This window comes from Longimicrobium sp. (assembly GCF_036388275.1).
GTDB lineage: Bacteria > Gemmatimonadota > Gemmatimonadetes > Longimicrobiales > Longimicrobiaceae > Longimicrobium.
Window position 1 is genome coordinate 86,622 of record NZ_DASVSF010000011.1, and the last position, 19,986, is coordinate 106,607.

General features: G+C 68.8%; 20 protein-coding genes and 1 other RNA gene. 6 read left to right on the forward strand and 15 right to left on the reverse strand.

Going from position 1 to position 19,986, the window contains the following annotated elements; translation table 11 throughout:
* Positions 1-84: 84 nt before the first annotated feature.
* The 5 genes from VF632_RS04260 to VF632_RS04280 form a co-directional block, all read right to left on the reverse strand.
* On the reverse strand, positions 85-387 hold the full coding sequence (locus VF632_RS04260; RefSeq protein WP_331021612.1) for a DUF3817 domain-containing protein: 303 nt from the start codon (positions 385-387) through the stop codon (positions 85-87).
* A 204-nt stretch (positions 388-591) separates the two neighbouring features.
* Complete coding sequence (locus VF632_RS04265; RefSeq protein ID WP_331021613.1) at positions 592-1,362, reverse strand: energy transducer TonB; 771 nt, start codon at positions 1,360-1,362, stop codon at positions 592-594.
* Positions 1,363-1,454: 92 nt separating this feature from the next.
* Entirely contained in the window at positions 1,455-1,844 is a 390-nt protein-coding gene (locus VF632_RS04270) for a DUF2809 domain-containing protein (protein WP_331021614.1), read from the reverse strand.
* Between the two features lie 397 nt (positions 1,845-2,241).
* On the reverse strand, positions 2,242-2,859 hold the full coding sequence (locus tag VF632_RS04275) for a hypothetical protein (protein WP_331021615.1): 618 nt from the start codon (positions 2,857-2,859) through the stop codon (positions 2,242-2,244).
* A gap of 343 nt (positions 2,860-3,202) precedes the next feature.
* Entirely contained in the window at positions 3,203-5,491 is a 2,289-nt protein-coding gene (locus VF632_RS04280) for a Tex family protein (protein WP_331021616.1), read from the reverse strand.
* Positions 5,492-5,683: 192 nt separating this feature from the next.
* On the opposite strand from VF632_RS04280, the gene VF632_RS04285 reads away from it, so the two are divergent.
* Positions 5,684-6,667 (forward strand): hypothetical protein, encoded by a 984-nt coding sequence (locus VF632_RS04285; protein WP_331021617.1) that lies wholly within the window; start codon positions 5,684-5,686, stop codon positions 6,665-6,667.
* 407 nt (positions 6,668-7,074) lie between these two features.
* Here the strand turns inward: VF632_RS04285 and VF632_RS04290 are convergent, their stop codons facing one another.
* The 3 genes from VF632_RS04290 to VF632_RS04300 are packed head-to-tail and all read right to left on the reverse strand — an operon-like array spanning position 7,075 to position 9,015.
* Positions 7,075-7,710 carry a hypothetical protein gene (locus VF632_RS04290; RefSeq protein ID WP_331021618.1) on the reverse strand — a complete coding sequence of 212 codons (636 nt, stop codon included), beginning with the start codon at positions 7,708-7,710 and terminating at the stop codon, positions 7,075-7,077.
* 13 nt (positions 7,711-7,723) lie between these two features.
* Positions 7,724-8,146: a hypothetical protein gene (locus VF632_RS04295; RefSeq protein WP_331021619.1), complete on the reverse strand. Its 423-nt coding sequence runs from the start codon at positions 8,144-8,146 to the stop codon at positions 7,724-7,726.
* The gene (locus VF632_RS04300; protein WP_331021620.1) at positions 8,146-9,015 is read right to left on the reverse strand and encodes a ribonuclease HII; all 870 of its coding nucleotides are present in this window, start codon (positions 9,013-9,015) and stop codon (positions 8,146-8,148) included. The genes VF632_RS04295 and VF632_RS04300 overlap by 1 nt, the downstream gene beginning before the upstream one ends.
* Positions 9,016-9,020: 5 nt before the next feature.
* Here VF632_RS04300 and VF632_RS04305 point away from each other — a divergent pair, with 5 nt between their 5' ends.
* Entirely contained in the window at positions 9,021-9,515 is a 495-nt protein-coding gene (locus VF632_RS04305) for a cation:proton antiporter regulatory subunit (protein WP_331021621.1), read from the forward strand.
* Between the two features lie 3 nt (positions 9,516-9,518).
* Positions 9,519-10,742, forward strand: a complete 1,224-nt coding sequence (locus VF632_RS04310) for a cation:proton antiporter (protein WP_331021622.1) — start codon at positions 9,519-9,521, stop codon at positions 10,740-10,742.
* Positions 10,743-10,829: 87 nt separating this feature from the next.
* On the opposite strand, the gene VF632_RS04315 is transcribed toward VF632_RS04310, so the two are convergent.
* From VF632_RS04315 to ffh, 6 genes are all read right to left on the reverse strand, one after another.
* Positions 10,830-12,887, reverse strand: coding sequence for a PKD domain-containing protein (locus tag VF632_RS04315; RefSeq protein WP_331021623.1), 2,058 nt, complete (start codon positions 12,885-12,887; stop codon positions 10,830-10,832).
* A 213-nt stretch (positions 12,888-13,100) separates the two neighbouring features.
* On the reverse strand, positions 13,101-13,451 hold the full coding sequence (rplS, locus tag VF632_RS04320; protein WP_331021624.1) for a 50S ribosomal protein L19: 351 nt from the start codon (positions 13,449-13,451) through the stop codon (positions 13,101-13,103).
* Between the two features lie 73 nt (positions 13,452-13,524).
* A complete protein-coding gene (gene trmD / locus VF632_RS04325; protein WP_331021625.1) occupies positions 13,525-14,223 on the reverse strand; it encodes a tRNA (guanosine(37)-N1)-methyltransferase TrmD in 699 nt (232 codons plus the stop codon).
* A complete protein-coding gene (gene rimM, locus VF632_RS04330) occupies positions 14,223-14,762 on the reverse strand; it encodes a ribosome maturation factor RimM (RefSeq protein WP_331021626.1) in 540 nt (179 codons plus the stop codon). The genes trmD and rimM overlap by 1 nt, the downstream gene beginning before the upstream one ends.
* A 14-nt stretch (positions 14,763-14,776) precedes the next feature.
* Positions 14,777-15,466, reverse strand: a complete 690-nt coding sequence (gene rpsP / locus VF632_RS04335; RefSeq protein WP_331021627.1) for a 30S ribosomal protein S16 — start codon at positions 15,464-15,466, stop codon at positions 14,777-14,779.
* Between the two features lie 142 nt (positions 15,467-15,608).
* Positions 15,609-16,967, reverse strand: a complete 1,359-nt coding sequence (gene ffh, locus VF632_RS04340; protein ID WP_331021628.1) for a signal recognition particle protein — start codon at positions 16,965-16,967, stop codon at positions 15,609-15,611.
* 306 nt (positions 16,968-17,273) lie between these two features.
* Here ffh and VF632_RS04345 point away from each other — a divergent pair, with 306 nt between their 5' ends.
* The 3 genes from VF632_RS04345 to VF632_RS04355 all read left to right on the forward strand — a co-directional run bounded on the left by VF632_RS04345 (position 17,274) and on the right by VF632_RS04355 (position 19,193).
* Positions 17,274-17,639: a type II toxin-antitoxin system RelE/ParE family toxin gene (locus tag VF632_RS04345; protein WP_331021629.1), complete on the forward strand. Its 366-nt coding sequence runs from the start codon at positions 17,274-17,276 to the stop codon at positions 17,637-17,639.
* Positions 17,636-18,040 carry a helix-turn-helix transcriptional regulator gene (locus tag VF632_RS04350; RefSeq protein WP_331021630.1) on the forward strand — a complete coding sequence of 135 codons (405 nt, stop codon included), beginning with the start codon at positions 17,636-17,638 and terminating at the stop codon, positions 18,038-18,040. The genes VF632_RS04345 and VF632_RS04350 overlap by 4 nt, the downstream gene beginning before the upstream one ends.
* 217 nt (positions 18,041-18,257) lie before the next feature.
* Positions 18,258-19,193, forward strand: coding sequence for a protein kinase domain-containing protein (locus VF632_RS04355; RefSeq protein ID WP_331021631.1), 936 nt, complete (start codon positions 18,258-18,260; stop codon positions 19,191-19,193).
* Between the two features lie 136 nt (positions 19,194-19,329).
* Here the strand turns inward: VF632_RS04355 and ssrA are convergent.
* Positions 19,330-19,703: a transfer-messenger RNA gene (gene ssrA / locus VF632_RS04360) on the reverse strand.
* Positions 19,704-19,986: the final 283 nt, after the last annotated feature.

Consider the following 19,986-nt stretch of genomic DNA (forward strand, 5'->3'; position numbering starts at 1 on the left):
GGGGGCGACGCAGAACGCGGGGGACGCTCGCCGCGCGATTGGCGCGGCGAGGTGGGGATCAACCTACACGATGGCGCGCGGAGCTCAACCCTCCGCGGCGCGCTCCCGGCGGAGGTGCGCGTCGAACACGAAAGGCCCGAACGGGAGCACTGAAGCCGCCAGCGCCGCGACGATCCGCCGCAGCGGCCAGCGCAGTTCCACGCTCGCCTGGAACACGGCCGCGACGTACAGCATGAACAGGATGCCGTGCAGCATCCCCACTACGCGTACCATCTGGGGCATTCCGGCCAGGTACTTCAGCGGCATCGCAACGCCGAGCAGCAGCAGAAACGAAGCGCCTTCCATCATCCCGACGATGCGAAGGCGCTCCAGCGAAGTCTTCAGCACAGCGTACATCCTGAAACGGGAACGGGTCGATTCACAGCCGCAAAACTATGCAGTTCCGTGGATTACGCCAACCCGCCGAGGGCCCATGGATTTACGATGCGGAATCGCGTAGATCCGCACGGGCGATCCGACCACCGATCGGGCGGCGCATGGATCGAGGTGGCCTTACGTACCACGGGCGCACCTCGCTGGCGCCCGGCTCGATCACCGCGCGGTCCTCCACTGGATGGGCAGGCACAACCATACCGCCACCGGCTCTCCCTTTAGACGCGCCGGCGCGAAGCGGAGTCCACGGAGCACGTTCATCGATACCGCGTTGAATTGGGGATCCGAAGAACGCCTGATCGAAAAATCGCTGGCCTCGCCGCTCGGGCTCACCCTGAACCGCACCTCCACCTCGCCCCCTAGCCCCGCGTCGCGCAAGACGGCCGGATACTCCTGCTCCAGCCGCATCGTGAGCAGGCGCCGATTCAGCAGGCGGGGCGGTTCATCGACGTCCTCGACCTCGTACGTATGCCCCGGCGCCAGCGTCGGCGCCGACTCGGCAGTCGCGGCCGGCTCGGCAGTCGGCGGCGGAGGGGCGGGCGCCTCCCAGCTGACGGGAATCGCCGCCCACGTGGCCACGGGGCGCCCCTCCACTTCCGCCGGGGAGAAGCGCAGGGCCATCACGGCGGCGAGCGCGGGTGCCTGGAGCAGGCTATCGGTGCTGGCAAGGACGGCGGCATCGCGCGGAATGCCGTTGGCCCCGACAACGAACCTGACGTCGACCCTTCCGGATGCGCCAGCGTCCCGAAGCTGGGCCGGATACAGGCGGCCCAGCAGTTCGCCGAACTCGGCGACGTTCAGTGCCCGCGGCGGCACCGTCAGGGCCTCCGGCGCGTAGACGGTGTCACTCGGGGAGGCCATTTGGGCCCGCGCCGGCACGGCCGCGAGCGCAACGAGGAGGGCTGGTATGCAGTAGCGATGAATGGACATGGCGGGGCTACAAAGCGTCGAAGGGGACCGGCGCCGGGAAACAGGTGAAACCGCACGATTATACCGACTGGCGGATTGCGGTGGAAGGGGTTTCAGGACTGCGTGGGATGAACGGGGCGGAGGTACGCGTTGCCAGCCCGCCGACGGGTGATCCGCCAGTCGAGCACGACGGCCAGCGCGATCCCGACGGTATAGCACGCCAAGTCGCTCCACAGGAACCCGAACCCGAGCACCAGCCCACCGAGGCGGGTGCCGCGCACCGCATCGATCCACGGTGCGTGGTACAGCTGCCCTAACTCGATGGCGAGCGCGAACGCCGCCGTGCTGACCCCAAGCCGCCGAATGGATGCACGCGGCCAGATCACGGCGGCTAGCAGGTACACCATCGTCGCCCACAGCACGTCGCCCGCGTACAACCCGACCGCCGCTGGGAGCGCCCGTCGAAAACCCCGCGTCGCGAGCCCCAACACAATGGTGGCCATCGCCAGCAACAGGAACGCAAGCCGACTCCGAGTCGGCCGGCCCGACACTACTTCCCAATTGCCCATCAGATCGCCGGTCTATTCGGGGCGTTCACCTGAGTCATCTCCGTCCGGAAATTGGCCTATCTTCATGGCACCCTGATAGTTGGTAGACAGGGCCACGCAGAAGTGATAGCGTTAATTCTGGCCGCTTTGCTAACCATTCGGGGAGGACTCCACGATCAAACTCGCCCGCTTCGCACCAGCGGACGAACTCTCGATGAACCCAGTCGTGGCTGAAGCGATCTTGGAGTTCGGAACGGATCTGCGAAGTGCCTCAGTGACAGCGGCTAATCATGACGCTCCACTCTGATACGAAAAGGCGCTAGCCGCTAAGCGTCGACGACCGCCGTCGATTTCACCAGTCGTTCACTTTCAACCACTCAGCGACCACTGTTGTGTAGTCGTTGAAGATCAGGTCGTCGCGATCGAGCCGGAGCGTTTCGCACAGAAGAGGGAGGTCACGCTGGAACAGCTCATAGCGCGCGACCATCCGGGAACCACTGGGGATGACCACGTCAGAGTCCCGGGATGCATTCCGCAGCCAGTTGCGAACAACCTTTACGGTCGCCCCCGGATCCCGGTCATGCGTGCGGATGTCCTGTCCGGCGATGTCTGAGCAGAATTGCTGGTACCTGTACGGCAGCCGGTCGAGGATGAGGCAGAGCTTCTGGCCTTGGCGGCCACCGCCGAAGCGTTTCGCACCCAGGAACATTCCGAGTTCAAGGGGCATGTTGAAGCGGGGAAGGTCTGAACCTACATCGAGTTCAGTCCGAGAGATGTCGTGGATGCCAAGCCGGCACTCAGCGATGATGTCACCGATTTTGTCGATGCGGACCTGGCTGGCGTCGTCGGCCTCGAGCGCGCACCGTGCGACGAAACCACAATCATGAACAGCGAATACCAGTGCCTCGAACAGAGGCCGGTACTCGCTGTCGAATGGGCAGTTCACGAACACGTTGTCGTTGTACGCCACACCGCACCTCCCCCGGACCGACCCCCGACGCCAAAACGATCACGCGCGCTTGCTGCTGACCGCCTTCACCGCAGAGCGTGCGGCAGAACGTGATACGGTACCCGTCTTCACGGAATTCTTGATCGTACGGCTGTTCGAAGGTGCTTTCCGCGAGGAAGCACCTGCTGCTGCCGACTTCGATCCGTTCAATGCCTTCTCGCCTGCCGGTTTCAAATTCGCCATGGCTAGCCTCCCGGAAGAATCGTGTTGCTGCAATCTACCGACGTCCCCGCTCGACAGACAAGGCATAGCTGCGGACAGAAACCAACGCTGTAGACGACCGCCCGCGTATCCCAGAACCGCCTCAGCGTTTGGTAACGATCCGCATCCCGTTCGCCGCGATGCCGTTCTTTGGCGGCTCGGGTTTGGGAGGCGCGGGCTTGGCGGCGGGCTTCGCCTCCGGCTTGCGCGGTTCCGGCTTCCCTGCCCCGGCGGGACGCTGGCCGGCTCCCGGCTTCGCGGCGCCGGGCGACTTCATCGACAGGGCGATGCGGTTGCGGGGCACATCAACCGACATCACGCGCACGTTCACGCGGTCGCCCACGCGGACGATGTCGGCCGGGTCCTTCACGAAGCGGTCGGACAGCTCGGACACGTGCACGAGGCCGTCCTGGTGCACGCCCACGTCCACGAACGCGCCGAACGCCACGACGTTGGTCACCGTGCCCTGCAGCGTCATCCCCTCCTTGAGGTCCGCCACCGTCTGCACGTCGTCGCGGAACGAGGGCGCCTCGAACTGCTCGCGCGGGTCGCGCCCCGGCTTCTTGAGTTCAGCAACGATGTCCTCCAGCGTCGGCAGGCCCACGCCATCGCCCACGTACTTGGACAGGTCCACGCGCGAAACCGCGGCCTCGTTGCCCACCAGCGTCGTCATGTCCACCGACAGATCGCGCGCCATCCGCTCCACCAGCTTGTAGCGCTCGGGGTGCACGGCGGAGGCATCCAGCGGGTGCGCGCCGCCGCGGACGCGCAGGAAACCGGCGGCCTGCTCGAATGTCTTGGGCCCCAGCCCCGCCACCTTCTTCAGCTCGGCGCGGGAGCGGAACGGGCCCTCCTGCTCGCGCTGTGCAACGATCCGCTGCGCCACGGTGGGCCCGATTCCCGCCACGTACGACAGCAGCGCGGGCGAGGCCGTGTTCAGCTCCACGCCCACGCGGTTCACGGCCGATTCCACCGTCTCGTCCAGGCGCCGCTTCAGCCGCGTCTGCGAGACGTCGTGCTGGTACTGGCCGACGCCGATGGACTTGGGATCGATCTTCACCAGCTCCGCCAGCGGGTCCTGCAGCCGCCGCGCGATGGACACCGCCGACCGCAGCGTAAGGTCCAGCTCCGGAAGCTCCTCGCGCGCCAGGTCCGACGCGGAGTAGATGGATGCGCCCGCCTCGTTCACCATCACCACGGCCGGGCGCGGGTCCACCGACACCTCGCGGACGGCGTCCTTGCACAGCTTGTCACTCTCGCGGCTCGCGGTACCGTTCCCGACAGCGACGAGCTCTACGGAATGCTTGTCGATCAGCCGCGCCAGCTCGCGCCGCGCGCGGTCTTCCTGGTGCAGGTACACCACGCCGGTCTCCAGCAGCGCCCCCGTGCGGCTGACGACGGCCAGCTTGCACCCGGTGCGATAGCCGGGATCCACGCCCAGCACGGTGCGTCCACCCGCTGGCGGCTGAAGGAGCAGAGCCTCCAGGTTCTTGCCGAAGATGGCGATAGCCTCCTCGTCGGCCCGCGTCTTCAGCTCCATGCGGATTTCCACCTCCACCGAGGTCGAGATCAGCCGCCGGTACGCATCCTCCACGGCCAGCCCCATCTGCTCGGGCGCGCGGTGCCCATCCAGCCACTTCCGCCGCAGCGTGCCCACGATCGCCTCGTCCGGCGCCACGATGCGCGCCGTGAGGAACCCCTCCGTTTCCCCACGACGGACGGCGAGGATGCGGTGGCTGGGCAGGTCCTTCACCGGCCCGCTGAAGTCGTAGTAGTCCTGGAACTTGCTGACCTCCTTCTCCTTGCCGCGCGCCGCCTTACTCTCCAGCACGCCCTTGGCGCGCACCTGGTCGCGCACGTGCTGGCGGGTGGGGGCGTCCTCGGCGATGCGCTCCGCGACCACGTCGCGCGCGCCGGCCAGGGCGTCGTCCGCCGCGGCGACGCTCTTCTCCGCATCCACGAAGGACACTGCGCGAGCCGCCAGCTCGCGGTCGCTCGTCTGCCCTGCCCACAGCAGCTCCGCCAGCGGCCCCAACCCGCGCTCCAGGGCGATGGTGGCGCGCGTCCGCCGCTTGGGCTTGTACGGCAGATAGAGGTCTTCCAGCACCGACTTGGTTTCCGCGCGGTCGATGGCGGCTTTCAGCTGCGGCGTGAGCTTTCCCTGCTCGTCGATGGACTTGAGGATGGCGGCGCGGCGCTCGTTCATCTCGGCCAGGTACTCGTGGCGGTCGCGGATGTCGCGAAGCTGCACCTCGTCCAGCTCGCCCGTGGCTTCCTTGCGGTAGCGGGCGACGAACGGGATGGTGTTGCCGGCGAGCAGAAGCTCCAGCGCGGCGGAAACCTGCGGTGCGCGGAGCCCCAGCTCGGCGGCGATCTTTTCGGCGTACGGCACGGGAGTGCGAAAGTGCAAAGTGCGAGAGTGCGAACGTGGAGAGAAAGGTAAGGTCCGGGCGGTGAGCGGTCCACGATTGACAAACGCGGCGATGCCGTTGCCGGCGGGCGGCGCGAACCTCGCATGCGCATGCGGGTGGGCAGTGTGCACAAGCGCGCCGCCCGGCGAGATTTACGTGATTGGGAGCAACGGATGGCGGACGATACGGGGATCTACAAATTCGGCGCGCTGGTCTGCGGCACGTTCGTGCTCGTGGCGGCGGCGACCTTTTCGTTCGAGGCAGACAAGGGCGGGCCAAGCCGGCCCAAGCGGGCTGCGCCGGTGCAGGTGGAATCGGCGCTCACCTCGGTAAAGGCGGCGCGCACACCCCGCGGAACGCTGGTGTGCACCGTCCAGGGCAGCACGCGGCCGCTGGGCGACGAAGTGCACGAGAGCAGCGGCGTCGCAGTCAGCGGGGCGCACGCGGGAATCTTCTGGACGCACAACGACTCCGGCGACCCGCTGCTGTACGCCATCGACGCGCAGGGCCGTACGGCGGGCACCGTTCGCGTCACCGGCGCGCAGGTGCAGGACTGGGAAGACGTCTCGCGCGCCCCCTGCCCCGGCGGCAACTGCCTGTTCGTGGCCGACATCGGCGACAACCAGGCCGCGCGCCCGTTCGTCACCGTGTACCGCGTCCGCGAGCCCGCGCCGGGCGACACCGCGTCGGCCCCGGCGGAGGCCATCCGCCTGCGCTACCCCGACGGCGCGCAGGATGCCGAGGCAATGTTCGTCCTGAACGGCGCCGTCCACATCGTCACCAAGGGCGAAACGGGCCCCATCGCCCTCTACCGCGCCCCCGTCGGCGCGGGCCCGGGCGCGCCATCCACGCTGGAGCGCATCCGCAACGTGACGCCCGACAAGGTGAAGCGCTCCGAGCGCATCACCGGCGCCGACGCCAGCGCCGATGGCCGCTGGGTGGCCATGCGCACCCTGGACGACGTGGTGATCTACTCGGCCGCGGAGCTCACCGGATCGGCCCCGCTTTCACCCCGCCGCGTGAGCGTGAAGGGCCTCGGTGAGAAACAAGGCGAGGGGATCGGCTTCACGCCGGATGGATCGATGGTGCTCACCAGTGAGGGCGGCAAGAAGGAGGATCCCGCCACCTTCGCCCGCCTGGGCTGCACCCAGTCCTGACCCAACGCGCGAGCCCCGGAAAGCAGATCGGTGCGCATCCGCAGCCATGGATGCACACCGAGATCTTGAAGTGTATCCCCTCTCCCACGCTGTTTGTGGGAGAGGGTGGACGAGCATAAGCGAGAACGGGTGAGGGCCCCACGGCAGCCGAGGCCTTGGTTACGGAACCGCTGCCGCGCCCCAGCTACGATGCTTCCGCGGCTAGATCCCACGGCGCGCTAAGCTGTGGCGTACGGGCTGGCGCGGCGCGCTCGCGCCTCTGGATGACAGCTTGCCAGTTGGCTGGCCCCAAGCACCACACTGGCTCCCTTCCCCCGCGCAGTTTGCGGGGGAAGGGTTGGGGATGGGGGGCGCCGGCCCGAGCACCGGACCGGGTGTCGATGCGCCAAAGCTTTGAAGCCGTATACTTACCGCGGAATCCCCAGCGCCTGGAGCATTTCGTCGCGAGTCTGGTAGATGCGGTACTCGTGGCGCGGCGGGAAGGTGCAGCTGGCGGGATCGACAGGCTCGTAGTCCATATCCTCCAGCGAGTACTCCCGCGCCAGAAGCCCGCCGCCCGCGTCGAAGTACGAGATCGTACGTTCCCTTACGCGGCTGGGACATCCGTTGGAAAAGGTGGACAGTCGATCGAACGCCACGAGCCGCCCATCCCCGTCGAAGTAGTGGATGTACCGGTCGTCCGGCTCGTTCTTTTCGCGATGTGGGAACTCCGTAATCCCCACGATCCGGCCCGCGGAATCGGAAATCACGCTGTAGCTGACGGCTGTCTCTCCGGGCCACCCGCCGGACTCGGGCCAAACGGCGGTATCCGGAACGCTCACGACCCGCTGCGTTCCCGGCGCGCGGGCGTAGATGCGCAGTCCCCGGCCTGGGTGGGCGTACAGAGCGCGGGCGTAGGTATAGGCGCGGATCTCGTCTACACGGGCGCGGGCGGCGGAATCCGCTGGCGGCACCGCCGACTCGCGATCCTGTGCGCCCGCCGGATCGCCCGCCCAGACGACGACCGCGCACGCGAGGAGCAGTATCCGCACGATGGTTCTCATCAATGGCCTGCGCTCAGGATCTGCGCGGAAGCGCGGCCCGCCGCCCCCGCGAGCCGATGCGCGCGCCCACGGCCGCCGCGATCATCTGCACGAGTAGCCCGCCGGCGAACACGGCGGGCGGCACCTCGCTCCACGCCGCCGCGTCCAGCGCCTCGCCCACCAGGTTGGCCACCAGCCACACCACGATGGAAAACAGCCCCATCGCCACGCCGTGAAGGATGGGGGCCGCGCCCACCCGCGCGCCGGTAAAGAACCCGCCCAGCGTAAAGCCCACCAGCAGCGCGGCCACCGTCCACGGCCCGGTGGAGCGCGAACCCTCCACGATCAGCCCCAGCGCGTTCAGCGCCACCAGGACCAGCGAGGCCACGGCCACGCTCACGAACCATCCAAAGCCCACCCACGAGGGGCGAACGTTCTCCAGGTGCTCGGTGTGCATCAGGCGGTCACAAGCTCGTCGGCGAAGTCGAACTGGCAGGGCTGAAAGCTCCTGCGGTGATGCGGCGTGGGGCCCAGCCGGTCCAGCGCGTCCAGGTGCTCGGGCGTGCCGTACCCCATGTTCCGCTCCCACCCGTACTGCGGATACCGGGCCGCCAGCCGGGCCATCAGCCGGTCGCGCGTAACCTTGGCCACGATGGACGCCGCGCTGATGCAGTGCACGCACCCGTCGCCGCCCACGAACGCGGTATGCGTCTCCGTCCCCAGCTCCGGCACCGCCAGCCCGTCCACGAGAAGGTGGTCTGCCCCGCCCAGCCGCGCGATGGCCCGCTGCATGGCCAGCGCGGTCGCCCGGCGGATGTTGATGCGGTCGATCTCGCGGCACGACGCCGCGCCCACGCCGTAGACCAGCGCCGTCTGGATGATCTTCTGATACAGGTCCAGCCGCCGGTCGGCGTTCAGCTTCTTGCTGTCGGCCACGCCCTCGATCCAGCAGTCGCGCGGCAGGATGACAGCCGCGGCCACGACCGGGCCCGCCAGCGGCCCCCGCCCCACCTCGTCGATGCCGGCGACGCGGATCATCCCGCGGTCCCAGAAGCCCCATTCGGTCGCCAGCAGCTTGCGCAGCCGCTGCGGTGTCGGCTTGCGCTTGCGGGTGGTCTTGGCGGATTTCCGCGTGGCGGCTGGCATGCGGGAAAGTGCGTGAGTGCGGTAGTGCGTGAGTGCGGAACGACTTGCGCGGACGATAAAACAATTGGCGGATGTGCACAACGGCCGCGGCCGGGGTCTGGCCCGGAAGCTGAACCCGGGGCAGATTGGAAGCGACGGGCGCGCGCAAGCGAAGCCGCCCCATTCACCCCGGACCCGCACGAGCGATGGACGTCCGCGAGCACGATCTGCCCGGCGTGGGAAAGAAGTTCGCCGTCACCACCAACGACGGCGACCGGCTCACCATCATCATCCACAACTCGGGGCACCGCGAGATCTACTTCTTCGAGCGGGGCGAGGACTACCCGGCCTACGCCGTGCGCATGGAAGACTCCGAGGCCCGCAAGCTGGGGGCAATCCTGGGCGGCGCGTTCTTCCAGCCGGTGATGGCCGAGTCGATGGATGTCGTCTTCTCGCAGCTGTCCGTCGAGTGGATGAAGACGGGCTCCAACTCGCAGCTGATCGGCAAGAGCCTGCTGGAAGCCAGGGTCCGCGAGCGCACGGGAGCCAGCGTCATCGCCATCCTCCGCAACGGCCAGGCGATTCCCAACCCGCAGCCCGAAGAACGCATCGCCGCGGACGACACGCTGATGGTGGTGGGGGACCGCGAGCAGGTCGGGCGCTTCGGCGACCTGCTGCGCGAGCCCGGCCGCGACGGATAGTCGATGCACGGGGAGTTTCTCCTGGGCGCCGGGGCCGTCCTGGCGGCCCTAGCGCTGGCGGGCCTGCTTTTCGGCCGGCTGCGGCAGTCCGTCATCCCCGCGTTCATCCTGCTGGGAATGGCCATCCGCCCGCTGGACGTCGACGCGCACCTGGTGGAGGTGCTGGCGACGCTGGGCGTGGTGCTGCTGCTGTTCTTCATGGGGCTGGAGTTCTCCGTCGGCGCGCTGCTGCGCGACCGGCGGCGGATCGTCCGCAACGGCGGCATCGACCTGCTGGTGAGCTTTCCCGTGGGCTTCGCGGGCGGTTTGTGGATCGGCGGGGGATGGACGGGCGCGCTGCTGATGGGCGGCGCCTTCTACGTGTCGTCCAGCGCCATCATCGCCAAGAGCACCATCGAGATGCGCCGCTCGGCCAACCCCGAGACGGAGGTGGCGCTGGGCGTTCTCGTGTTCGAAGACCTGTTCATGGCGCTGTTCCTGGCCCTGCTCTCCGGCGCCGTGCTCTCCGCCGAGCCCAGCGCGCAGGCGGCGCTGTGGGGGATGGGCAAGGCCGTGGCCTTCTTCGCGGCCGTCGTGGGGCTGGCGCTCTACGGGCGGCGGCTCCTGGACCGCCTGTTCGATTTGGACAACGACGACCTGTTCCTGCTGTTCACGGGCGGCGTGGTGCTCCTCCTGTCCTGGGGCGCGCTGGCGGCGGGGCTGTCCGAGGCCATCGGGGCGTTCCTGGCGGGGCTGCTGCTGGCCGAGACCGAGCACAAGGAGCGAGCGGAGCGGTTGTTCGGCCCGCTGCAGGGGCTGTTCGCGGCGGTGTTCTTCCTGGGCTTCGGCCTGTCGCTGGATCCCGCTTCGTTCGCGGGCGTCTGGCCGTACGCGCTCGTCCTGGCCGTGGCGGGAACCGCGCTGAAGATCGCTTCGGGGATGTGGATCGGCCGCCGCGACGGCCTGCCGAAGCGCAACGCCCTCGCCCTGGGGCTGACGCTGGTGCCCCGCGGCGAGTTCTCCATCCTGCTGGCCGGCATCGCGGTCACCGCGAACCGGGAGGCGGTCGGCGCCACCATCGCGCTGCTCGTCCTGGCGCTGTCGCTGGTGGGCACGGTGGGGCTGCGGTTCGCGCCGGAGATCGCCCGCTGGGTGTATCCGCGCAAACCCGGGCGCTCGCTGGAGGAGCGGGGCTTCTCGCCCTCACTGGCCGGCTTCGACGAGCCGGGCGGCGGAAAGCCGGCGTAGACCTGGGCGCGTCTCCACCGCATCCAAATAGAACGGCCGGGGCGACGTCGTGCGTCGCCCCGGCCGCTCGCCCACCCACTCACCGCATCACTGCACGGTGATCGTAACCCGCGTAGACCCGTGCTGCGCCCCGTCCTTGTCTACCACCCACAGCCGGGCCGTGTACGTGCCCGGCGCCGCGTAGGCGTGGCCCTGGGCCGGAAGCGCGCCCTGCGCACTGGCGCCGGTCCAGGCGGTGACCGCGCCGTCACCCCAGGTGATTCGCCAGCTCCAGGGGCCGTCCAGCGTGCCGTAGTCGGTGAAGCTAGCGTCGAACGCCACGCTGCCGCCCGGCGCAATGGTCGTCGGGCTCGTCGCGGTGAGCTGGGCGACGGGCACCGCGTTGGAAACGGCGAGCTCGCCGCTGTACTCGCGGATGGCCCCGTCCTTGTCCTTCACGCGCGCCTTCACCGTCACGGTCCCCTGGTCGGGGCGCCCCTGACAGGTGCCCGTGAGCGACGACGAGTAGGCTCCGAAGCCGCTGCCGCAGTTGATGGCCACGGTCAGCGACGCGCGGTCGGTGATCCCCTGATCCGCCACCGAGCCGAAGCCGAGGGTGAACGGGCGTCCCTCGACCGCCGCGCCGGGCATGTAGAAGCCTCCCCAGGGGCGGGCGTTGCGAACTTCGGCCGTGGCCGTGGCCGTGTCCGCCAGCCCGCCGGGATCGCGAACGATCAGCCGGACCTCGTAGAGCCCGTTGTCGTCGTACCGCTTGCTCGGGGCAGGCACGTTCGAGGTGGTCCCGTCGCCGAAGGTCCACTCGTACGTCAGCTTGTCGCCGTCGACGTTGCTGATGGCGGGCGTAAACCGCACCGCCGCGCCTTCGTAGGCCAGGTAGGGGGAGATGGAGGTGATCTCCGGGGCTGTCTCCGTCCAGACGGGGGCCCACCGGATGGCCTGGTTGCGCCCCGTCCCGGCGACCTGGCGGCTGTTGTTGATGATCAGTCCGTGGTGGGCGGGAACGCCGTAGTAGTCAGCCGTGCCGGCCAGCTCGCGCATCCCGCCGCCCTGCGTCCAGATGAACGCGCGGGTGCTGGTCGAGGAGGTCCACGACCAGCCGGTCACGTCGCCGCCGTCGTTGATGTCCCTCGCCGCCGCCCGTGAGCCGCCCAGGGTTCCCAGGTCCTGCACGCCGCCGGCCGGAGTCCAGCGGACCGCGCGCTCCGCGCCGCCCATGTACAGCCATCCCGCGATCTCGCCGCGCGAGTTGATGGCGACGGGCCGGATGGCGTAGCCGCCGGGATGCGTGATCACACGCGGCGGGGCCCCGGGTGAGTGGATCACGGCCCCCAGCTGGCCGTCGCTTACCAGCACCTGCCCCGCGTCGTTGACGTCGACGGCCTCGCTCGCCACGCCCGGCGCCGAGCCCAGGTCCTGCAGGCCTCCGCCGGCGGTCCACCGGAACGCGCGCTTCACGCCGTCGGCGGCGTTCGCCCATCCCACTACCACTCCCGTGTTGTTGACCGCCACGGCGAAGCTCTCCCTCCCGCCGAAGGTGCCCAGGTTCACCATCGCGCCGCCGGGCGAGTGGATGAACGCGCGGCGCAGGTCCTCGCCGTCCTCGGTGCGCGGCAGCTCCGCCCAGCCCACCACCTGGCCCGCGTTGTTGATGTCGGTGCCGCCGCTGAAGAACCCGCCCAGGGTGCCCAGGTCTTCCATGCCCCCCGAAGGCCTCCAGCGGAACGCGTGGGAGGCGGCCCAGCCGAACTCCGTGAGCTCGGCCAGCTGCGAATGGCCGGTGACCAGCCCGGCGCGGTTGATGGCGCGCGCCTCGCTGGCGCGGCCCGGCGCGTTGCCGAACGTGCCCAGGTCCTGCATGCCGCCCGCGGGCGAGTGAAGGAACGCGTGGTTCCGGCCGCCGCCCACGTCCGAGGCGCCCACCACGTACCCGGCGTCGTTCATGTCGTACGGGTGGCTGGAGCCTCCGCCCAGGGTACCCAGGTAGCCGACGGTTCCCCCGCTCACGTACAAGCTGGGGCCAGTCGCGGGTTCCGGCGTGGCCGCCACGGGCGACTCGTCGCTGCACGAGGCAAGGAACAGCGTGGCAAAGGCCAGGAGCGGTACCGCGCGCTGCAGGCGCGGCGAACGCGGGAGGGCGGTCGGCATCGGGATGGTCTCCGGAAGCGGTGGAGCGGAGGAGGACTTCAAAACTAACGCAGGCTGCGAATTTCCGCAACTCGTTGCGCTGCTGCAAGATACCCGGAGAATGAACGGTCCGCCGCCGACGGTTTCGGGCCGTCGCGCCGGGCCCGAACGCGCCGCGGGGCGCATCCGGAAGTCCGGATGCGCCCCGCGGTGTCTGCAGCCCTGGGGTCCGCCTCAGCGGGCCACGCGGCGCTCGCGGATGCGGGCGGCCTTGCCGCGCAGGTTGCGCAGGTAGTACAGCTTGGCGCGGCGCACGCGTCCGAAGCGGACCACTTCCAGGCTGCCGATCATGGGCGAGTGCAGCGGGAACGTGCGCTCCACGCCGACGCCGCCCGAGATCTTGCGGACCTTGAAGGTCTCCTGGATGCCGCCGTGCTTGCGCGCGATGCAGACGCCCTCGAATGCCTGGATGCGCTCCTTTTCACCCTCGCGCACGCGCACGTTCACGCGCAGCGTGTCGCCCGGGCGGAACTGGGGCATGTCGGAGCGAAGATATTCCTTCTGGGTCTCGATGAACGGATGCATGGGTCCTCGGTCTTTCTCTGAATAAGTGGAGAGGTTGGGCCGTCCGGAACGGGTCCGGCCATCGTACCCAACATCAACTGTGATCCGGGGCCTCCCAGAGGTCCGGACGCCGCTCGCGCGTCAGGCTTTCGGCCTTCTCGCGCCGCCAGGCGGCGATTCTGGCATGGTCGCCCGAAAGAAGGATCTCGGGCACCTTCAGCCCGCGATATTCCGCGGGCCGCGTATACGAAGGCGCGCTGAGCGAGCCGTCGTAGTGGCTGTCGGTGGACGCCGACTCGTGGTCGGAGATGGCGCCCGGCAGCAGCCTCACCACCGCGTCGATCACGGCCAGGGCCGGGATCTCGCCGCCGGAAACGATGAAGTCTCCCAGCGACACCTCTTCCGTGGCCAGGTGCTCGGCCACGCGATGGTCCACGTCCTTGTAGTGCCCGCAGAGAAGGGTGATCTCGTCCGCGAGCGAAAGCCGAACCGCGTCCTCGTGGCCGAACCGCCTGCCCCGCGCCGACATCAGCAGGATGGGGCCTTGCGGCCTGTCCCGCCCCTCCGGCGCCAGCGACTCGATCGCCTCCCAGAACGGCTCGGGCTTCATCACCATCCCCGCGCCGCCGCCGTAGGGCAGGTCGTCCACCGTCTGGTGGCGGTCGTGGGTGAAATCCCGCAGCTGCACAAGGTTGTAGCTCACCAGCCCCGCCGCCGCCGCCCGGGCGGGAATGCTCAGCCCCAGCGGCCCCTGGAAGAAGTCGGGGAAGAGCGTGACCACGTTCACGCGCATCACAGCTCCAGCAGCCCCACGGGCAGGTCCAGCTCCAGCACGCCCTCGGCGGGATCGATCCGGCGGATCATCTCCCGCACGAAGGGGATCAGCAGCTCGTCGCGCCCCTCGCGGGCCACGCTCAGCAGCGGCCCCGAGGGCGCATCGTACAGCTCCCTCACCGTGCCCACCTCGCCCTCGGCCTCGGTGATCACCCTCAGGCCCAAGACCTGGTGATAGAACACCTCGCCATCCTCCGGCGGCGCGGCGTCGCCCCGGGCGATGAGCAGTGAGCGGCCGCGCAGCTCGTCCTGCGCGGGCGACCGGCCGCCGTGCTCCCGCGCCTTCACCAGCATGCCGCCCTTGAAGGGGCGGGCCCGCTCGATGGTCAGGCGGTCGTCGGAAGGCCTGCCGCGCGCGTCGCCCACGATCAGGACGCGCCCCGCCGCGAACGCCGCGTCGGGGCGGTCCGTCTCCAGCCGGACGAACAGCTCGCCCTTGATGCCGTGCGGCTTCTGAACCGACCCGACGATCAGGAACTCGGGCTCGTCGCCGGCCATGTGAGCGCCGGCGGTCAGCCCTGGTTCTCGTCCGCCGCGGGCTCGGTGGCCTCGGCGTCCGTGGCAACCGGCGTCTCGGCAGCCGAGGCGTCGGGCGTGCCCGGGTCGGTCGCGGTGGCGGTCGGCTCGGTGGCCTCGGCCTCCACGGCCACGGTGCCGGACTCATCGGCGGAGGCCGCCGGAGCGGCCGGGGCCGCGTCCTGGTTGTCATCGCCACCACCCGAAACACGGTCGCTCACCGCCGCGGCGGCGGACGCAGCCGCGTCCGACACCGCCGCGCCAGCCGAAGCCGCAGCGCCGGAAACCGCCGCGCCAGCCGAAGCCGCCGCGCCAGCCACCGCCGAGGCAGCCGAAGCCACCGCGCCCGCCACGGCCGAAGCCGCGCCCGAAACAGACTTGCCTGCCTTCTTGGCCGCGCCGGTCACCGCCTCGGCGGCCTGCTCGACCACGTTGGGGGCGGGCTCGAACACGCCGGCCTTCTTGAGCAGCGACTGCACGGTGTCGGTGGGCTGCGCGCCCTTGGCGATCCAGGCGAGCGCCTTTTCGCGGTCGACCACGAGGGTCGCGGGCTCGGTCGTCGGGTTGTAGTGGCCAACCCGGGCAACGAAACGGCCGTCACGGGCCGTGCTGCTCTCGGCGACGACGATGCGGTAGTGCGGGGCCTTCTTACGGCCCATGCGACGAAGACGGATCTTGAGCGCCATGGTTCTCCCTCGTGGGGTGGGTGGCGTCCAGGCGGGCGGCGTCTGCCCAGGCCGGACGATCAAAAACCAGTGCGTTAGTGCGTTAGTGCGTTAGTGCGGAACAGATTACTTCCGCACTAACGCACTCACGCACTTACGCACTCTACGCCCTCGGCATGCCGCCGAACGGCAGCCTGGGCATTCCTCCGCCCTTGGGCATCATGCCCTGCAGGCCCTTCATCTGCTTCATGAACTTCTGCATCTCCTTGAACTGCTCCAGGAGACGGTTGATCTCGCTCACGGGGCGGCCGCAGCCGCGCGAGATGCGGGCGCGGCGCGAGCCGGTCAGCATCTCGGGGCGCTTGCGCTCCTGCTTGGTCATCGAGGTGATGATGGCCTCGATGTGCTTCATCCGCTGCGGATCGACCTTGACGTTCTTCAGCATCTTGCTGTTCACGCCCGGCAGCAGCTTCAGGAAGTTCTCCAGCGGGCCCAGGTTCTGGAACTGCCGCAGCGCCATCAGGAAGTCGTCCAGGTCGAAGCGCCCGGCGCCCATCACCTTGCGCTCCAGCTTGGCCGCCTCGTCGGCGTCGAAGGCCTTCTGCGCCTTTTCCACCAGCGCGACCACGTCGCCCTGCTGAAGGATGCGCCCGGCCATCCGCTCGGGGTGGAACTCCTCCAGCCCGTCCAGCTTTTCGCCGACGCCCAGGAACTTGATGGGCTTGCCGGTGACGCCGAAGATGGAAAGGGCCGCGCCGCCGCGGGCGTCGCCGTCCATCTTGGTCAGCACCACGCCGGTCACGTCCAGCGCCTCGTCGAAGCCCTTGGCGACGTTCACCGACTCCTGGCCGATCATGCCATCGGCCACGAACAGGATCTCGGCGGGCTTCAGCTCGGCCTTCAGGCGGCGAAGCTCGTCCATCAGCTGCTCGTCGATCTGCAGCCGGCCCGCGGTGTCGAAGATCACCACGCGGTCGCGCTCGCTCCGGGCCAGCTCCAGCGCGCGGCGGGCGATCCCCACCACGTCCTGCGAGCCCGGCTCGGCGTACACGGGCACGCCCACCTGCTCGCCCAGCGTCTGCAGCTGCTCGACGGCGGCGGGGCGGTACACGTCGCACGCCACCAGCCGCGTCTGGCGCATCTCGCGCTTCATCTTGCGCGCGATCTTGCCGGCCGTGGTCGTTTTGCCGGAGCCCTGCAGCCCCACCATCATGATGACGGTGGGCGGAATGGGCGACATGGTCAGCGAGGCCTTCTTGTCGCCCAGCATGGACGTCAGCTCCTCGTGAACGATCTTCACGAGCTGCTGGCCGGGAGAAACGGACTTCAGAACCCGCTCACCGAGCGCCTTCACCTCCACGCGCTTCATGAAGTCGCGCGTGACTTGGAAGTTCACGTCGGCCTCCAGCAGCACGCGCCGGATCTCGCGAAGTCCCTCGCGGATCATGGGCTCGGTAAGAACCCCGCGCTGCCGCAGGCCCGACAGTACGCCTTCGAGCTTGTCGCTGAGCTGGTCGAACACGCTATCGCCGCCGTTCGGATAAGCCGAATTCCCGCCTGCGCCGGTGCCCCGGGCAGGCGGGAGGTACAGAGCCCACCAAGATACACCCGCCCGCCGTTTTTGCCAACCCTGCCCCGCTCCGCCGTTCGTCCGTGGAACAACCCTCCCTCCCCACCCGCCACCGCCCGCACGCCCCTGTCCACCTGTGGCGGCTTCAGTCCCGTAGCGCGAGCTAATAGCAGAGGATAGCGTCCCCCCATCCGTCCGGTTTCGCTCCCCGTGAGCCTTGACCGGCGATACGGTATAACGTATACTAGGGAGCGCGGCGTGAACGATGACGTGCGGGTGGTCCTAACGGAGTGGTTCGATGCCGACCTGCGGCGGCTCGACGAGGCTCAGCGTGGCCGCATTCGCGAGCGCATCCGCACTTTGGAGCGGAAGGGCTGGAGGGCTTCGGCTTCGAATCGCGATATAGCTGAGTTGGAGAATGACATCTGGGAGATCCGAGTCGTCGGCAGCGGACCGGCGTTCCGCTGCCTCTTCTTCGTTGTTCCCGGCGTACCGGGCCGTGCAGCCGTACTCACGGCGTGCGTTTCCAAAGCATCAATCAAGAGGCAGCGGGTGATGGCAGCGGAAATCAAGCGTGCCGAGGCACGGCGGGCACAGTGGCTTACACGGGAGGGGATACGATGAAAGGCGACCTTACGTGGGAAGAATACCTCGAACGCGAACTGCGCGATCCCGAAGTGGCTGCGAGTTGGGCGGAATCGCTGCCTAAGATCGACCTCGCGGTCAACGTCTGTCTGCTGCGCATGGAACGAGGGCTCTCGCAGAAGCAGCTTGCGGAGGCCGCCGGCCTGAGCCAGCCGCGCATCACGGACATCGAGCGGAGTGACGCGAATCCAACACTGCTCACCATCACACGCATCGCAAACGCGCTCGGGGTACGAGTCGAACGCTTGTTCGCGGACAAGGCTGTGAGCGAAGCAGAGGCTGCCGCGCTGCCGCAGGCCGAAGTCGTAGAGAAGGAGCAGACGACGGTCCCTCAGTCGCTTCGCAAGAGGAAGCGGAGAGCGGCGGCGCTCGTTGCGTGAGCCGCTGAAGACACTGCCGCGACGAACGTAACGGTTGTATATTGATCCCAAGGGGCGGCCCGCGAGGCCGCCCCTTCGCAATTCCCCACCCCATCAGCAGTCCACGGCAGAAACGCGGGCCAGATTGCCACGCTCCCACCCGCTGCGGGTACCGGAGCCTGGCCAAGCATCGAACGCCCCCGGATCGCGAGACGCACCACCGGGCAGGAGCCCTGAATTGACCGCACCTGGCACCCTGATCAACCTCGCCGCGCCCCTTATCCCGGGGTGGCGGATCGTGCGCCCGCTTTCCAGTGGGGCGCAGGCGCACACGTATGTCGTCGCGCCGGCGGACCGTCCCCACGACGAGTGCGGCGTGGCCAAGGTGATGCGGCTGACCGCGCTGGAGGGGCATCCCCTCTCGATCGAAGGGCAGCGCTGGCGGATGGAGCGCGAGGTAGCGGCCCTGGAGTCGCTGGCGCGGGCGGAGTGCCCGGGCGTGGTGCGGCTGCTGGACCACGGGTCGGCCACGGCGAACACGGAGCAGGGGTGGATGGTGATGCGGCGGCACGAGACGGCCGCGCGCTGGTTCGACGGCAGCACCTTCTGCTACGCCGAGCGCTTCCGTGGCCGCGTTTCGAGGGTGATGGGCTTCGCCGAGTCCCTGGCCCGCACCCTTTGCGTCATGCACGGGCGGCCGCAGCCCATCGTGCACCGCGACCTGCACTTGGGCAACCTGCTGATGGACTGCGTGGGCGGCCCGCCCGTGCTGGCCGACTTCGGGATCGCGCACGTGGCGGGGTTCGCGGACCGGCCTGAGGGCGACCCCGTGCGGTCCGGCGCCTGGCACTGGCGCCCGCCGGAGCTGGACGCGGGCGACCCAGGCTCCCCCGCGTCGGACGTGTTCATGCTGGGCGGGCTGGTGTTCGAGGCGCTGTCCGGCGGGTTCGTGCTCCCGCCGGCCGAAGAGTGGGCCGGACGCTCGCCGCACGACGCCCACGACCACCACCTGGGCCGCTGGACCACGGATTTCCGCATCCCAATGGTGCACCAGCTTTTGCACCGGCTGCTCACGTTGAACCCCGCCGAGCGCCTGTGCGCCACCGAGGTGGCCGAGCGCTGCCGCGAGATCCGCCTGGCCGGCACCCGACGCGCGATCCCGATCGCCGCGTAGGACAGTGGCGATCCGAAGCGAAAGAGGCCGGGCCCAGCACATCGCTGGACCCGGCCTTTCTCGTATCACCGTAACGGAACTTCCGGATACGCAAAACGCCGGACCAGGCGATTGCCCGGTCCAGCGTAGCGTACAACTATGGAGCTGGCGGGAGTCGAACCCGCGTCCGCCTACAGATCCCCCGCAGCGTCTACGTGCGTATCCCCCTGTTTCTTTCTCCTCGCTCGCTCATCGGCCAGAGAGAGGCCCATCGCGAACCAGCCGTGAAAGTCTCGCCTGCGCCGTCACGGCGCCAAACGCAGGCCAGCTAGCTTTTATCGACGCTCATCGGCCCGCCACTAGCGGGGCTGACCGACAAACGGGAGGTAAGGAGCCGTTAAGACTCTACTTACGCAGCCAGGGCGAAGTTATCGTTCGCGGTTACACGTTTCCCGGAGGTTTAACGAGTGCTCCGAGCACCTCGGCACGCAGCCACGGCTTCACCATACACGTCGAAACCATGACAGCCCCATGACCCATATTTTCAACCGACGCCACTAATCTAACGGCCCCTGCCCCGGCTGTCAATCCTCTTGCCGCGCAACGACTTACGCGCGGTGTCACCTCGCGTGGCGGCCATCCGTCCCTCTCGGCGGACACATCCGCGCCGGCCTGGATGTCCACATCCGGCCTCGGATTCCCGAAAACGCTGGTGAATCCTCGCAATTGGTTACCATCCAACGACTTCGGCCCATCGCTTGCCAAACTGGGCGGGCACATCCGCTCCGCCGAACGGTCGGCGGACGGGCATCAA